The sequence below is a fragment of the Carnobacterium sp. CS13 genome (assembly GCF_016653495.1).
In the GTDB taxonomy this organism is placed as follows: Bacteria; Bacillota; Bacilli; order Lactobacillales; family Carnobacteriaceae; genus Carnobacterium_A; species Carnobacterium_A antarcticum.
In genome coordinates this window covers 1,774,139-1,791,018 of sequence record NZ_CP067364.1, presented here as the reverse complement: position 1 = coordinate 1,791,018, position 16,880 = coordinate 1,774,139, and the positions used below count along the sequence as shown (strand labels likewise).

The window sequence follows — 16,880 nt, the reverse complement described above, 5'->3', positions numbered from 1 at the left end:
TAAACAAGTGATGATGCAGGATTATTCAGATTGTTGTGCTTGCGATGGTTGAGCTTTTTTCTGTTTAGATTGGAATCTTTTCATAAGGCTCTCGAAATGCATAATTTTATGGTAAAATTACTATTGGAAACTTACGCAAAATTTTACTTATTTTTGTTAGAATAAGAAAGACAAAAATGCGCATGTTGAGAGAAACGAACTGTTTAACAAAAAGAGAGGATGTACACATTTTGGTATTACGAAAAAATTTATTAGATGGCATGAATCCGGGACAAAAAGAAGCCGTGGCTCACACAGAAGGTCCTCTTTTGATTATGGCAGGAGCCGGCAGTGGGAAGACGCGTGTGTTAACGCATCGCATTGCTTATTTGATTGAAGAAAAAGGCGTGAATCCTTGGAATATTTTAGCAATTACGTTTACTAATAAAGCAGCAAAAGAAATGAAAGAACGGGTGGGGCGTCTGTTAGAAGGCGGAAACGATGTCTGGGTTTCAACTTTCCACTCGATGTGTGTTCGGATGCTGCGTCGGGATGTCGACCGAATCGGGTACAATCGAGCTTTTACGATCAGTGACCCTGGCGACCAGCAAACACTGATGAAGCGTATTTTAAAAGAACGCAACATCGATCCGAAAAAATACAACCCGCGAGCAATCTTATCTGAAATCAGCAACGCTAAAAACGAACTGATGACGGCTGAAGATTACCGTAAAATAGCGAACAGTTTTTTTGAAAAAATGGTGGCTGATTGCTACGACGATTACCAAAAAGAATTGCGCCGCAATCAATCGGTCGATTTTGATGACTTGATCATGCTGACGATTCGTTTATTTGAAGAAAGTCCTGAGACATTGGATTATTATCAAAACAAATTCCACTACATTCATGTGGATGAGTACCAAGATACCAATACAGCTCAATACACGCTGGTCAATATGATGGCGAAACGTTTCAAAAACCTTTGTGTTGTTGGGGATGCAGACCAAAGTATTTACGGTTGGCGCGGTGCCAATATGAACAATATTTTAGATTTTGAAAAAGACTATCCAGATACTAAATTGGTGATGTTGGAACAAAATTATCGTTCCACGAAGTTTATTTTGAAAGCCGCCAATGACGTGATTGCCAATAACACTAAACGCAAAGTAAAAAAATTATGGACCGATAACGATGATGGCGAAAAGCTGACGTATTACCGGGGGCAATCAGAAGGCGATGAATCCCGCTACGTTGTTGCTAAAATGCTGGAAGAAATGAAAGAAAATAATTACAATTACGGGGATTTTGCCGTATTGTACCGAACCAATGCCCAATCACGGGTAATTGAAGAAAGTCTATTGAAATCCAATATTCCGTATAAAATGGTCGGCGGACATAAGTTCTACGACCGTAAAGAGATTCGTGATGTCTTAGCTTACTTGCGGTTGATCGCCAATCCTGAAGACAACATGAGTTTTGAACGGACCGTCAATACACCTAAACGAGGCATTGGTCCAGGAACGATTGAGAAGTTGAGGACTTTTGCGAACCAATACGAATGGTCTTTACTGGAAACGGCGTTGAATGTTTCGATCACTTCGATCACAGGTAAAGCGGCTAAAGAACTAGAAGGTTTTGCTTTCATGCTGCGCGATTTGCAGAAAATGCAAGAATACCTGCCTGTTACGAAATTAGTCGAAGAAGTCCTAGAACGCAGCGGCTATTTAAAATCGCTGGAAATGGAACGTACTTTAGAATCTGAAACTCGAGTAGAGAACATCAAGGAATTCTTGACGGTTACTCAACAATTTGAAAAAGACAGTAGTGAAGATAAAAGTTTGTTGACTTTCTTGACCGATTTAGCGTTAATTTCCGATTTGGATAACATTGAAGAAGAGCCGCAAAGCGAAGTAACTTTGATGACCTTGCACGCTGCTAAAGGATTGGAGTTTCCAGTGGTTTTCCTGATCGGCTTGGAAGAAGGCATTTTCCCGTTGTCGCGTTCGATGATGGAAGAAGACGATTTGGAAGAAGAACGACGCTTAGCTTATGTGGGGATCACACGTGCAGAGCAAAAATTGTACATCACCAATGCTTATTCACGAGTATTGTATGGTCGTGTCCAAAGCAACCAAGCTTCACGCTTTATTAGAGAAATCACGGATGAAGTGATGGAATCCGGCAATATACAATCAGCAGCTGCTGGTTCATTTAAGCGTGCAACAACGGTTAATACTCCGTTTCGCAGCAATCAAGCGGCACGTGCAAACAGCACGCCTTATCAAGCGCCTGTCAATAACAAGACCGAAAGCGGCGCGGATAAATTAGGCTGGTCTGTCGGCGATAAAGCCGTGCATAAAAAATGGGGAGTTGGAACGGTAGTGAAAGTTACCGGAGATGCCAATAACCTTCAATTGGATATTGCTTTTAAAGAACAAGGCATCAAGCGGTTGTTAGCCGCCTTTGCACCGATCGAGAAAGCAACACCTTAAGTAGAAAGGGGCTTGTCAGATGACAACACAACATACTTTTGAAGAAGCTAAAATTCGCGTCAGCGAACTAAGAGACCTATTAGATAAATACAGTTACCAATATTATGTCCAGGACAACCCAACCATCAGTGATGCAGATTACGACAAACTGTATCATGAACTGGTTGAATGGGAAGAGGAATTTCCCGACATCATTACAAACGATTCGCCTACTCAACGAGTAGGCGGTACGATTTTACCGGGATTTGAAAAAGTGATCCATGATATTCCAATGCTGAGTTTAGGCAATGCGTTCAATGAAACCGATCTGCTTGAATTTGATAAACGCATCAGGAAATTGACGGACAAAAAAATCCATTATATCTGTGAATTGAAAATTGACGGGTTGGCTATCTCTTTAAAATACGAACAAGGAAAACTTGTTTTGGCAGCCACCCGCGGCAATGGAACGGTGGGGGAAAACGTTACGCAAAACATTCGTACCATCAAATCTGTGCCGCTGCGTTTAAAAAAACCGTATTCGATTGAAGTCCGCGGCGAATGTTACATGCCAAAAGCTTCTTTTGTGGCCTTAAATGAAGCCCGTGAAGAAAATGGCGAAGCTGTCTTTGCCAATCCGCGCAATGCAGCTGCAGGCGGTTTACGCAATTTAGATGCTAAAGAAACTGCTAAACGCAATTTAAACACGTTTCTGTATACTGTTGCCGATTTTGGCGAAATGTCGGCTACGAGCCAAGAAGAAGCCCTCAACCAATTGGATGAGTTAGGTATTCGGACCAATCATGAACGGCAAGTTTTCGATACGATTGAAGAAGTTTGGAAATATGTGCAGCTTTTCCATGATAAACGTGCAGCTTTACCGTATGAGATCGACGGAATCGTGATCAAAGTCAACGAATTTGACACACAAGCAGATATCGGCTTTACCGTCAAAGCACCGCGTTGGGCGATCGCTTATAAATTTCCGGCAGAAGAAGGGTATACGGTCGTGCGCAATATTGAATGGACTGTAGGACGGACAGGCGTGGTCACGCCAACGGCTATCATGGATCCTGTTCAGTTAGCCGGAACGACAGTGCAGCGCGCGAGTCTGCACAACGTTGATTTGATTCAGGAACGGGATATTCGCTTGCAGGATACCGTCGTGGTACATAAAGCTGGCGATATCATCCCAGAAGTGACCCGTGTTTTATTGGACGAAAGACCGGCTGACAGCCAGCCTTATCAGATTCCCGAACATTGCCCAGCTTGCGAGAGCGAACTGGTCCATTTAGAAGAAGAAGTGGCTTTGCGCTGCATCAATCCTAAATGCCCTGCACAAATCACAGAAGGTTTGGCTCATTTTGCTTCGCGGAATGCGATGAATATTGACGGAATGGGTCCAAAAGTGATCATTCAGCTGTTTGAAAAAGATCTGGTTCATGATGTAGCGGATTTGTACAAGTTAACGTATGACCAATTCGTGTCCTTAGATAAAATCAAAGACAAAGCCGCGACCAATTTATTAGGAGCTATTGACGCCAGTCGAGCCAATTCGCTTGAACGCTTGATTTTTGGTCTAGGCATCCGACATGTCGGGGCAAAAGCAGCTAAATTGATCGCCGAACAGTTTGAAACTATTGAAGGCATCCAGCAAGCCAAAGCAGAAGACATTATCGCAATCGAAGGCATTGGAGAAATCATTGCGGAAAGCGTTGAAACGTATTTTGCTTTGCCGGAAGTAGCTGAACTGATTGCTGAATTGCGCGAGTGCCAAGTCAATTTAACCTATCTTGGCAAGAAAAAAACAGAGGTTGCAACGATCGATTCTTATTTCAATGGGAAAACCATTGTGTTAACGGGGAAATTAACTCACTTTACGCGTGAAGAAGCCAAGGAACGCATTGAAAATCTAGGCGGAAAAGTGACCGGCAGTGTTTCCAAGAAAACGGATTTAGTCGTGGCTGGCGAAGAAGCTGGCAGTAAATTGGATAAAGCCCAAAAACTTGATGTGACCGTCTGGGATGAAGATCAGTTGTTAGCAACATTAGAAGGAGAAGAAGCATGAACAAAAAAATCATTGCATTAACAGCATCTCTTGTCTTTTTGCTCAGCGCATGCGGCAATCCGACAGGGGAAGATGGCGCTAGTACACCTGCCGAAACTCCAGGCAAGTCTGGCAAAACGACCGCTACGAGCCATCAGCTATCGACCGAATATTACAAAGCTGTTGTGACAGACGGCGGTTACCAAACGAGCCAATCACGGGGGATCACTTTAGGGTTGAATTCAAATTTCAACCTAAAAGCTTTTGAAGTGGGGTTGATGAGTTTATCGCAAGATCATTATGCGACGGATACCCATTACTTCCAAGAAGGACAGTACCTTGATTCTGCATCAGTTGCCAAATGGCTGGGCCGTGTCAGCGAAGAAAATCCGGATGGCTTAAATCCAGAAGACAATGGCAGCAAAGAACCAAACGAGCGGAATCCCTACTTTTTGGCTTCCATTTTAGAACAAGACTACATGGTCGAGACCAAAGACGGATTTGCAGTAGACGGCATCAGCATCGGGTTAGCGATGAATACCGTTGACTACTACCAAAAAGTTCAATTTGGTTCAGAATTTGAAACGAAAATCAGCCGCGAAGAGCTCCTGAAACAAGGAAAAGCAATGGCCGATAAAATTGTTCAACGTCTACGTGAAATCGAAGGCGTGGGAGATATCCCTATCGTAGTAGGTATTTTTGAACAAACAACGAAAGATGATTTATCTGGCGGATCGTATATTGCTCAAGCAACGAGTGAAAACGGCAATACCAAAGTTGGATCTTGGAGCGCTATCAATGAAACGAAAGTTATTTTCCCATTAGCTGGCGAGACCAGCAATGAGCTGACGAGTTTTGAAAACTTTAAAGCGGAAGTTGAAAACTTTTTCCCTAACTTAAGCGGTGTAACTGCTGAAGCGTATTATACCGAAAATCAACTAGTCAAAATGAAAGTGACCGTCACCACTCAATTTTATGGGGAAAGCGAAATGATTAGTTTTACTCAGCATGTAGCCGATAAAGCTGCCAGCTTCTTGCCACCTAATATTCCAATCGAAGTCACCATTGATTCCATTAACGGAACAGAAGCCTTCTTGGCTCGTAAAGCGGGAGAAACCTCTTTTTACAGTCATGTGTTCGATTAATAATAAGAGCCCTATCTTTTTTGATAGTGGTAAGTAAGATGTCTGTAAGCTATAATCTTGGAATTTTTGGAGGAACAGTGGCTGCTTGTAGCCAGGAAGAGGATCGAAAATCTGGAGACCACAAGGGCTCTAGGAAGTCCCATGGATTTTTACAAGCGAACACGTAAGTTCCGGAGGGAATTTCAACCTCTAAAAATCTCTAACGCGATTTAATAAAGAGCTGCAATAAGCAAACTCCCTTTCGTTTAACCATAGAGCCGAAGGGGAGTTTGTGGTAGAATAGGAAAAGAAGTTTGAAACAAGAATGATGGATAGAAAGAGAGTGAAGCAGAGATGATGATCAACGAAGAAAATGTTAAACACGTTGCGTTATTAGCAAAGTTAGAATTTCAAGACGAAGAAATTACCCACTTTACCCAACAAATAGACGACATTATTAACATGGTGGAACAATTGGAAGAGTTGGACACGACAGATGTGCCTGTAACCACTCACGGCTTACAAACGTACAGCGTGATGCGGAAAGACGTTGCAGTTCCAGGAACAGATCGCGAAAAATTATTCGAGAACGTTAAATCAGCAAAAGATGGTTTAATCAAAGTTCCTGCAATGATAGACAATGGGGAGGCAGGGGCATAAGATGACACTATTAGATCATACGTTAGAAGAATTGCACCAATTATTGGTTGCTAAAGAAACAACAGCCGAAGCAATCATGAAAGCCGTTTACGCGAGAATTGCTGAAACGGAAGACAAAGTCGGCGCATTCATTACCTTGACAGAAGAAGAAGCGTTAGAACAAGCTCGTCAAATGGATGCTGAAGGCATCGACCCGGCTAATATCTTGTCTGGTTTGCCGATCGGCATCAAAGACAACATCGTTACTGAAGGAACGCTGACGACTGCTGCAAGTAAAATGCTGGAAGACTTCGTACCGATTTACGATGCAACAGTAATGGAAAAAGTGAAAAAAGCCGGCATGATCTCAGTCGGAAAATTGAACATGGACGAATTTGCTATGGGAGGAAGTACGGAAAGATCGTATTTCAAAGTAACCCATAACCCTTGGAATCTTGCTAAAGTTCCAGGCGGATCTTCAGGCGGATCAGCTGCTGCTGTAGCTGCCGGACAAGTTCCGATGACACTAGGCACCGATACAGGCGGATCGATTCGTCAACCGGCAGCTTTCAATGGAGTCGTTGGAATGAAACCGACTTACGGACGTGTGTCTCGTTTTGGTTTGATTGCCTTTGCTTCAAGTTTAGACCAAATCGGACCGCTTACTCGAAACGTTAAAGACAATGCGTTGGTCTTAAATGCGATCAGCGGCTATGATGAAAAAGACTCGATGAGCTACACGAAAGAAGTGCCTGACTTTACTGCTGGAATTGAAGATGGCGTAAAAGGCATGAAAATCGGTGTGCCAAAAGAATACTTACAAGAAGGCTTGGAAGCCGGCGTAAAAGAAGCTGTCCTTAAAGCGATTGAAACCTTTAAAGAATTAGGCGCTATTGTAGAAGAAGTAAGCTTGCCGCATTCAAAATACGGTGTACCAGCTTACTATATCATTGCTTCTTCAGAAGCTTCTTCCAATTTACAACGGTTTGACGGCATCCGTTACGGGTACCGTTCGCCAGAAGCGAAAACTCTGGAAGAAGTGTATGTGAAATCTCGTTCTGAAGGATTTGGCATGGAAGTGAAACGCCGTATGATGTTAGGGACTTTCTCTTTAAGTTCTGGCTTCTATGACGCTCACTTTAAAAAAGCCGGACAAACACGGACATTGATCCGTCAAGACTTTGAAAATATTTTTGCAGAATACGATTTGATCTTAGGACCTACGACCACAACAACGGCTTTTGATATCGGCGGCCAAGTACATGACCCTGTAGCGATGTACCTAAGCGACATCTTAACGGTTCCAGTGAACCTGGCAGGCGTACCAGCGATTTCAATTCCTTGTGGTTTCTCTGAAGGATTGCCAGTCGGCTTGCAATTGATTGCCAACCACTTCGATGAACAAACTATTTATCAAGCGGCTTATGCTTTTGAGCAAGCAACTGAATTCCATAAAGAAAAACCAAACTTGTAGGAGGCGGGAATAAAAATGAATTTTGAAACAGTGATCGGACTTGAAGTCCACGTAGAATTAAAAACAGAATCAAAAATGTTCTCACCAGCTCCAGCACATTTTGGTGCAGAACCGAATACCAATACCAATGTGATCGACTGGGGTTACCCAGGCGTTTTACCGGTCATCAATGAACAAGCGGTGGAATTTGCGATGAAAGCAGCAATGGCTTTGAATTGTGAGATTTCAACCGATACCAAATTTGACCGTAAAAATTACTTTTACCCAGACAACCCAAAAGCGTACCAAATTTCTCAATTTGACCAACCGATTGGGCACGATGGCTGGATCGACATTGAAGTTGAAGGCAAAACAAAAAGAATCCGCATCGAACGGGTCCATTTAGAAGAAGACGCTGGGAAAAACAATCACGGCACAGACGGCTATTCTTATGTCGACTTAAACCGTCAAGGAACACCGTTGATCGAAATCGTTTCGGAAGCTGATATGCGTTCTCCAGAAGAGGCTTATGCGTATCTTGAAGCGGTCAAACAAGTGATTCAATATACCGGCGTCAGCGATGTGAAAATGGAAGAAGGTTCAATGCGTTGCGACGCGAACGTTTCATTGCGTCCAATTGGTCAAACTGCTTTTGGAACGAAAGCAGAATTGAAAAACTTGAACTCATTCAACTTTGTCCGCCGTGGTTTGGCGTTTGAAGAAACCCGTCAAGAAAAAGTATTGCTCTCAGGAGGCGTTATCGGACAAGAAACTCGTCGTTACGATGAAGCAACCGGTGAGACGATTTTGATGCGTGTTAAAGAAGGGGCTGATGACTACCGTTACTTCCCAGAGCCTGATTTGCCGAATTTGGTCATTGACGATGCTTGGATCGAACGCGTTAAAGCCAGCATTCCTGAAATGCCGCATATGCGTCGCGAGCGTTACATTACTGAACTTGGGTTATCGGATTACGATGCTATGGTAATGACAGCTACCAAAGAAATGTCTGATTTCTTTGAAGCAGCTTTAGCGAATGGAGCAGATGCAAAACAAGCTTCCAACTGGTTGATGGGCGAAGTTTCGGCTTATCTAAACAGTGAAAAGATAGAACTTCACGATACTCAGCTAACGCCGAAAAACTTAACGGGCATGATCAACTTGATTGCTGATGGAACCATCAGTTCAAAAATGGCCAAAAAAGTCTTCCAAGAATTGATCACTAAAGGCGGCGATGCACAAGAAGTCGTTGAGAAAAATGGATGGGTTCAATTAAGCGATCCAGCTAAATTGATTCCAATGGTCAATGAAGTACTTGATAATAATGCTCAGTCGATCGAAGATTTCAAAAATGGGAAAGATCGGGCTATCGGGTTCTTGGTTGGACAAATCATGAAAGCTACCAAAGGACAGGCGAATCCTGGGATCGTAAACAAACTATTGAACGAAGAGTTAGCTAAACGCTAATTCTTTGAACAGTAGTAAAGGAGTGTTTCTATGCGTGCGAGAATTATTTATAATCCTACTTCCGGGCGCGAGCTGATCAAACGGAATTTAGTTGAGATTCTTCAAATTTACGAAGAAGCTGGTTACGAAACTAGCGCTTTCGCAACAACAGCGAATCCCCATTCTGCTCATAATGAAGCAAAACGAGTTGCTGAAGCTGGCTTTGATCTGATCATAGCTGCTGGCGGGGATGGAACGATCAATGAAGTCGTGAACGGCATTGCGGGATTAAGCAATCGGCCTAAAATGGCCATCATTCCAGCTGGAACGACGAATGACTACGCACGTGCGTTGCATATTCCACGAAATAATTTGCTGGAAGCTGCTAAATTGGTCCAAAACCAGCAAACGATCAAGATGGATATTGGGAAAGCGACAATGAATGATGAAGAAACGTACTTCATCAATATCGGCGGCGGCGGTCTGATGACTGAATTGACTTATGATGTTCCCTCAAGTTTGAAATCGATTTTTGGCTACTTAGCTTATTTCGCCAAAGGAGCAGAAATGCTGCCGCGGATCAAGCCGATCCCGATGCACATTGAATACGATGACGGCGTTTATGAAGGAACAGCTTCAATGTTTTTTGTGGCGGTGACGAATTCAGTCGGTGGTTTTGAACAAATCGCTCCTGATGCTCTGTTAGATGATGGAAAATTCACATTGATCATCGTGAAAACAGCTAATCAAATTGAAATCTTGCATTTGATTGCTTTGTTGTTAAACGGCGGCAAACACATTGATCATCCAAACATTCTTTATGCGAAAACCAGCAAGATCCATGCGCGACCTGCAAATGATTCGCGGATGATGATCAATTTGGACGGAGAATATGGGGGAGATGCCCCGGTAACCTTTACTAATTTGCACCAGCATATTGAAATGTTTGCAAATGTCGATGAAATTACCGGAGCCGTTACTAACTCAATCGACCATACAGAAGATGTAGAAGAAGCGTTCATCAAAGAAGTTGAAGGATTGACCAACGAGGACATCAATGAAGATGGCATTATTTCTTCAGGCAAAGAATCGAAAGAAAAATAAAAATGAAGAATAAAAAAATAATGAAGTAAACTTTGAGTTTGCTGCTCTTTTGTGTCATAATGAAGAGTAGCAAACTTTTTTAGGATATAAAGCGGATAAAGGATACGCCGCAGCCACTCCTAAAACTCATGGCATTAGATAGATAGGATTATTTTATCCCTCATCCAGTAAACCGGTCGAGTCAGGAACACTCCCTGTTCAATATGGATGAAAGAAGTAAAGGATATCTGAAAGTATCACGCTGGCATAAGATAAGACATACAACTCAAATCCATAGACATCAACCAAAATACGCGTTAACGAATGAAGGGAGCTTTTTATTCAATGAAAGCAGATAAAACAGTACCAGTACAAAAAAATGAAAAACACACCGTAAAAATCGAGGACCTAACTCATGAAGGTATGGGCGTCGCAAAAATCAAAGGGTATCCATTGTTTATTGAAGATGCTTTACCAGGTGAAGAAATGGAAGTCAAAATTCATAAAACCGGAAAATCTTTCGGTTATGCAAAATCGATGAACCGTTTAACTTCTAGTCAAAACCGAGTGGAAATCAAAGACGCTAACTTTACTCGCGCCGGTATCACTCCATTACAACACATGCATTACCCAGCTCAATTAGCATTTAAAAAAGAACAAGTAAAAAAAGTAATCAAACGTATCGCTAAACTGCCCGATGTTAAAATATTTGATACGATCGGAATGGCTGAGCCTTGGGGCTACCGCAACAAAGCTCAAGTTCCAGTACGTAAAGTCGGCGAAAAATTAATGACTGGTTTCTTCCGCAGAAACAGCCATGACTTGATCCCAATGGAAGACTTTTACATTCAAGATCCTAAAATCGACGAAGCGATCCTTAAAGTGCGCGATATCATGCGGACTTATAACGTCAAACCGTATAACGAAAAAGAAAACACTGGAAACTTGCGCCATATCATTGTTCGCCGTGGCTATTACACTGGCGAAATGATGATCGTTCTAGTCACTAGAACCGCTAAATTGTTCCCGGTCAGCAAAATTATTCCGGATATTTTAGAAGCTTTGCCAGAAGTTGTCAGCATTGTTCAAAATGTCAATCCGACACGGACCAACACGATTTTAGGCGAAGATGCAATCGTATTGCACGGCGAAGACAAATACACGGACACATTGCTTGGGAAAACATATGAAATTTCTCACCGTTCATTCTACCAAGTGAACCCGACACAAACTGAGAAATTGTACAATGTTGTGTTAGACTATGCAGCATTGACAGGGGAAGAAACCGTGATTGATGCGTATAGCGGAATCGGAACAATCACATTATCGTTAGCTGATAAAGCGAAACACGTTTATGGAATTGAATCCGTTGAACCAGCTGTTGAAAATGCTAAAGCAAATGCTGCATTGAACCATGTAGACAATGTTACTTTTGAAGCTGGTTTAGCTGAAGAAGTTATGGTGGAATGGAGCAAAGAAGGCCGTAAAGCAGATTTACTGGTCGTTGACCCGCCACGTAAAGGATTAGAAGGACAATTCATTGATGCTGTTTTAGAAATGAAACCGACTAAAATGATTTATGTGAGCTGCAACCCAGCAACATTAGCACGCGACTTAGCGTTGCTTGCTGAAGGTGGCTACACTGTAGAAAAAATCCAACCAGTGGATCTTTTCCCACAAACCAATCACGTAGAATCAGTAACATTATTAACCTTAAAAGACTAATTAAATTGCTGTATTAAAGCAAAGAGGCTGTCCCAAAAGGTTCAGTCAGATAGAAAAAACGTAGCAAGCTGCCAAATAATTTTGGTGCTTGCTACGTTTTTTTTCCTGTTTACGGGCTACTTTTGATCGGCCTTGTCTTGTTTTGGACAAAGCTCTCAGATGAATCAGTGGGTTATCTATTTTTGTGAGGAAGTACGGATGGAGTTTCTCCGAGACGGCTCGAGTTTGTCCAACATTGATTAAAAAGAGCACTGAGAACCCACATGATCCGTGCATTCTAAGCTGCCTTTTATTTTTTAAAAGAAAGCATCAAAGCATTGAATCGCTGCTTAAGGTGATATAATAAAGGTGAAAGAAGAGGCAAAAATAAATGATTAAAGAATCAAGAACATAGCGGAAAAACGCATTTTAAGCCCTACTTAAAAAATAAAAGGGGTGAGTACCATGCGTTTCAAATTCGGTAAACTTAGTCTCGTGCTTTCAGTATTGCTCTTATTCAGTTTATCTTTCGCCTTAGCGATACCGGCCTCCGCTGCTAATTCTCAGTATATTACTAAGGGAAACACGTCTGCTAAAATGGTTGCTTTAACATTTGATGACGGTTCAGATGGCAAAAATGTTGCTAAAATCTTGCAGATCTTAAATACCAACAAGATTAAAGCCACTTTTTTCATTACCGGTAAAGCCGCTGAAAATCATCCGCAAGGCATCAAAAATATCGTTGCCCAAGGCCACGATATCGGCAACCACTCTTATTCTCATCCTGATTTCACCGGCATGTCTGCAGCTCAGATCAAAACAGAATTGGACAAAACAGAAGCAGCTATCAAAAAAGCTGCCGGTAAATCGACGAAGCCTTATTTCCGGGCACCTTTTGGTTCGGTAAATGCGGCCACACTGCAAGCAGTGGGAAACCAAGGCTATACAAAAACGATTGGCTGGACTATTGATACAGTCGATTGGAAAGGCGTATCTTCTAGTGAGATCACCAATAAAGTTTTAAACAATGCCACTCCGGGAATGATCGTTTTGATGCATGCGGGAGAAGGAGCAACAGGAACTCCAGGAGCACTCCAAAACATGATCACTCAATTGAAAGCAAAAGGGTATACGTTTGTTACGATCAGTCAATTGCTGTCGACGACTAGTACACCGATCCCAACGGCTAGCAGTGGCCAGCACATCGTCAAGGCTGGGGACACCTTAACTAAAATCGCGGCTCTGTATGGCGTGAGTGTTCAACAGTTGGTCACAGCCAACAAATTAACAAATGCCAATGTGATCCGTGTTGGTCAACTGCTCACGATTCCAACTACCAATTATACCGTTAAAGCGGGAGATACCTTAATTAAAATTGCTAAAGCCCACAATGTAACAGTCCAACAACTGACGGCTGTCAATCACTTGGCCAATCCAAATATCTTGAAAATCGGGCAAGTGATAAAAATCCCTGCTAAAACAACAACGCCAACGACCCCAAAACCCACACCAGTCGCACTAACGTATACGATTAAAGCGGGAGATACCCTTTACAGCATTGCTAAAAAATACGGGGTCACCGTTCAAGACATCGTCACAGCCAACAAACTGGCAAATGCTAATATGATAAAGGTCGGACAAGTCATAAAAATACCCGGCAAAACGTCTGCTGCTCCTACGCAGCCCACGACAGTGAAGTATACCGTTAAAGCAGGCGACACCGTGTACAGCATTGCTAAGAAGTATGGTACGACCGTTCAAAAAATAGCCTCTGCTAATAAATTGAACGCAGCTTATCTCACTAAAGTAGGGCAAGTGCTCACGATTCCAAAATAAGTTGCTAAAACCAAGAACACCCCGAATTGAAACGAAATCAAAAGCCGTGCAGCTATTTAACCTGTGCGGCTTTTGGCGTGTGAAAACTAGTAGGTGACACCGATATGTAATAATAGCAAAATTAACTTGTTTGCTTGCCCTAACAAGAATGCAGCAGCAGACTTAAGTCACGATAAACTTCTTTACGTGCCCTAACGAGTGAAACTCTTTGTTCTTCAGTCACGATAACTCCTTTTGCGTGCCCTAATGATCGGAATTACCTGTCTTTAAGTCACGATAACTCCATTATGGAGAGAGTTTTTAAAATAATGTGCTTTTCGGTGATAACCGAAAAGGTCTGATCGGAAGCATTAAAAGAAGCTACGACAATTTATTTACAAAAAGAAGGTTGAGCTGGCTAGTTTAATGCAACACAAACACCAATGCCAAAAGATGCAAAATACGTTGCTGTCCCGATCCACTATACATGAGCACTAAAACTTGTTTGAAAAGAAGTCGGTAGAGTACACTGAATATATAAGAAATTGCATCATCCTTAGCCAATAGACTAAAATTTGTTTAAAAGGTGGGTCTCCGATGTTTGATAAATTAACGAATCCAATTTTATTTCAAGGTAATTTGAAAAAGAAGCCGTATTTTGAAGGCTGGTATTTCAAGCAAGTTTCGGCAGATGAACGGCAAATTGTTAGTTTGATTCCTGGTATTAGTTTGAATAAAGCTGAATCGCATAGTTTTGTCCAATACATTGTGGTACTCGTAGACAAGAATCAGCAAAAAATTACGAGAACGGGCTATGTCGAGTACCCAATAGAAGCCTTTACTTATCAAAACGACCCCTTTCAAATCACCATAGGGTCAAACATCTTTACAGAGTCAGGAGTATCGGTGCATTTAAAAGATGAGCAGATCACGATAGTAGGTTCGTTGGATTTTGGTCCGTTATATCCGATTGAAAAATCTTTTTTCACTCCGAACATCATGGGGGCTTTTGCCTATATTCCGAAAATGGAATGTTCGCATGGCGTTATCAGTATGAACCATGCTGTGAGGGGTTCTTTGTTGGTCAATGGAAAACAAATGGAGCTCACGCATGGCAAAGGTTACATTGAAAAAGATTGGGGAAGCGCATTTCCGAGAGAATACGTCTGGATTCAGTCCAATCATTTTCAGAATCCGAGCACAAGCGTGTTTTTTTCAGAAGCCTATATTCCTTTTCTTGGTTCTTCATTTGAAGGGTTTATTTGCAATTTAGTGATGGACAATAAAGAGTACCGCTTTGCTACGTATCGTCGAGACAAATGCAAACTTGAAAAGATCAATGCAGATACGGTCAAAGTGAAGTTAGAAAATAAAGAAGCCTGTTTAACTCTAGAAGCTTCCATTATGCAGCAAGGCGAATTAAAAGCACCGACAAACGATGGGATGCACAAAACCATCAAAGAAGGACTGTCCGGAAAACTTCGGCTTCAATTGGAACTAAAAAAAGAAAAGCGAACGTATACAGATGTGAGTGTATCATCAGGGATCGAAATCGTTGAGCACAATGATTCTTTTATGTCTGCAAAAAAAGAAACCAACTAAGCGAAAACTTAGTTGATTTCTTTTTAATCAAGTGAAATGTCTATTTTAGGGGGCAAAACTTTATTAACGGTATCGGCAGGCGGTTTTTTCAAAGGCGGCATTTTTCGGTCATTGCGAATGGTGGCAAACATATCGAAAATAGGAGCCAATAGAGCCGCAATAAAGCCGCCAGAAAATCCATTGTTGTATAAATTCATGCCAGCATGCAAGTAACTGATGTTTAAAACCATGGCCATATGGAAAGCTCCGGCAATAAAACCAGCAAGCGATCCATAGTAGCCGCTGATAGGCGCCAAGGTCGTTCCGAACAAAGCAGCTAAAAGAGCAGAAGTTGAATGGATTTCAGAGGCGTTGAAGAGTCCCACAACAAAGACACCGAGGAAAATCGGAGCGACATTTTTGATGTGTTTCCCAGCAGCTCCGAAGCCGACGACTGTAAAAATACCGCCAATGATCGGACCATTTAATTCTCCTCCAACTAATAAAACATAAGAAGTGGATAAAATACCCAACAAAGCCATATTGATCAAAATTAGCCCAAAAGGGAAAAGCGCTGAAAAGTCTGGCATAGAGCGGCCGGATTGCTGCAACAAGCGCCGGTAACCGTTTAAGTTCCAGCGATTATAAGCCAAACCGATTAAGAACATGACCAGAAACAACCCATATAGAATAAGGGAAAAGACTTGGTTGTGTCCGCTTGAGACGATTTCGACAGTATCGATTTTAATACCGAAGCTGCGCAGCATCGAAATGAAAAAGGTACCGATGATACCGGCTGTAAAACCAATGTTGTAAAGGCTGAAACCTTGGTGGAAATGAGCAAAATGCTTTGCTAAAGGGGGAAGCAAAAACCCAATTAAAACCCCCGCTAAAGTCCCTAAAATAAATCCAAGTGTAAGGGGCAAATCTAAGTTAAAAGTGATTTCACTGACGATTGGACCTAATGCCGTTCCAAAAAGTGCCGGCAGCACGTAGCGGGAAAACGGTGCTTTTGTGACTTTCGCATAGGCATAAACTCCTAAAATAATGGGAATGGAGTTGTAGAAATTCTTGCCAAACAGAGAGAATCCGGCAACTGTAAAAATAGCGGCCATAACGGGGCCTGTAAACTTAACCCGGTTTACGCGGATGATAGCCAAGGTTTTGAACATCATCAACGAAGCATTTAAAAGAGCGGCGCCAACATTTGCCAATTCAAAATAATCGGTAACGAGTTTAGCCGGCGAACTAAGAATGACCAGGCTGCCTTCCCATAATTCACGTGGGCTGTTGAAGACAAAAGCTAGTAAAAGCAAGCTGGCAGCAATAGCTGAGAAAATAAGGTATTTAGACCGTTCTGTAACAAAATCAATTGGTTCAATCGCAATGTGTTCCGTAGTTGCAGGTGTTTTAGTGCTCATTGATCATCTGCCTCCTCTGACACAATTTTTTAATAAATGAGATAAAAAAATAAAAAAAGGGCAGTAAAGAAGGGGTTTGGCGTCGACTATCTGAACTATTCTCTTGTATGAGAAATT

The 16,880-nt window shown here is 42.1% G+C and carries 11 protein-coding genes; 10 read left to right on the top strand and 1 reads right to left on the bottom strand.

The window, feature by feature from the left end; translation table 11 throughout:
- Nucleotides 1–260 precede the first annotated feature (260 nt).
- The 10 genes from pcrA to JHE06_RS08450 all read left to right on the top strand — a co-directional run bounded on the left by pcrA (nucleotide 261) and on the right by JHE06_RS08450 (nucleotide 15,363).
- A complete protein-coding gene (gene pcrA, locus JHE06_RS08495) occupies nucleotides 261–2,471 on the top strand; it encodes a DNA helicase PcrA (RefSeq protein ID WP_236253573.1) in 2,211 nt (736 codons plus the stop codon).
- Nucleotides 2,472–2,490: 19 nt separating this feature from the next.
- Complete coding sequence (gene ligA / locus JHE06_RS08490; RefSeq protein ID WP_201088522.1) at nucleotides 2,491–4,518, top strand: NAD-dependent DNA ligase LigA; 2,028 nt, start codon at nucleotides 2,491–2,493, stop codon at nucleotides 4,516–4,518.
- Nucleotides 4,515–5,642, top strand: coding sequence for a CamS family sex pheromone protein (locus tag JHE06_RS08485; RefSeq protein WP_058918932.1), 1,128 nt, complete (start codon nucleotides 4,515–4,517; stop codon nucleotides 5,640–5,642). Before ligA ends, JHE06_RS08485 begins: the two co-directional genes overlap by 4 nt.
- Nucleotides 5,643–5,975: 333 nt before the next feature.
- Nucleotides 5,976–6,281 (top strand): Asp-tRNA(Asn)/Glu-tRNA(Gln) amidotransferase subunit GatC, encoded by a 306-nt coding sequence (gene gatC, locus JHE06_RS08480; protein ID WP_201088521.1) that lies wholly within the window; start codon nucleotides 5,976–5,978, stop codon nucleotides 6,279–6,281.
- A 1-nt stretch (nucleotide 6,282) separates the two neighbouring features.
- On the top strand, nucleotides 6,283–7,734 hold the full coding sequence (gene gatA, locus JHE06_RS08475; RefSeq protein WP_201088520.1) for an Asp-tRNA(Asn)/Glu-tRNA(Gln) amidotransferase subunit GatA: 1,452 nt from the start codon (nucleotides 6,283–6,285) through the stop codon (nucleotides 7,732–7,734).
- A gap of 15 nt (nucleotides 7,735–7,749) precedes the next feature.
- Nucleotides 7,750–9,180, top strand: a complete 1,431-nt coding sequence (gatB, locus tag JHE06_RS08470) for an Asp-tRNA(Asn)/Glu-tRNA(Gln) amidotransferase subunit GatB (RefSeq protein ID WP_058918929.1) — start codon at nucleotides 7,750–7,752, stop codon at nucleotides 9,178–9,180.
- A gap of 30 nt (nucleotides 9,181–9,210) precedes the next feature.
- Nucleotides 9,211–10,263, top strand: coding sequence for a diacylglycerol kinase (locus JHE06_RS08465; RefSeq protein WP_201088519.1), 1,053 nt, complete (start codon nucleotides 9,211–9,213; stop codon nucleotides 10,261–10,263).
- Between the two features lie 324 nt (nucleotides 10,264–10,587).
- Nucleotides 10,588–11,967 (top strand): 23S rRNA (uracil(1939)-C(5))-methyltransferase RlmD, encoded by a 1,380-nt coding sequence (rlmD, locus tag JHE06_RS08460; RefSeq protein WP_058918927.1) that lies wholly within the window; start codon nucleotides 10,588–10,590, stop codon nucleotides 11,965–11,967.
- Between the two features lie 444 nt (nucleotides 11,968–12,411).
- Nucleotides 12,412–13,782 carry a LysM peptidoglycan-binding domain-containing protein gene (locus tag JHE06_RS08455; protein ID WP_201088518.1) on the top strand — a complete coding sequence of 457 codons (1,371 nt, stop codon included), beginning with the start codon at nucleotides 12,412–12,414 and terminating at the stop codon, nucleotides 13,780–13,782.
- A gap of 576 nt (nucleotides 13,783–14,358) precedes the next feature.
- The gene (locus JHE06_RS08450; RefSeq protein ID WP_201088517.1) at nucleotides 14,359–15,363 is read left to right on the top strand and encodes a tocopherol cyclase family protein; all 1,005 of its coding nucleotides are present in this window, start codon (nucleotides 14,359–14,361) and stop codon (nucleotides 15,361–15,363) included.
- Between the two features lie 23 nt (nucleotides 15,364–15,386).
- Here the strand turns inward: JHE06_RS08450 and JHE06_RS08445 are convergent, their stop codons facing one another.
- Nucleotides 15,387–16,763: a DUF1576 domain-containing protein gene (locus JHE06_RS08445; protein WP_201088516.1), complete on the bottom strand. Its 1,377-nt coding sequence runs from the start codon at nucleotides 16,761–16,763 to the stop codon at nucleotides 15,387–15,389.
- Nucleotides 16,764–16,880 lie beyond the last annotated feature (117 nt).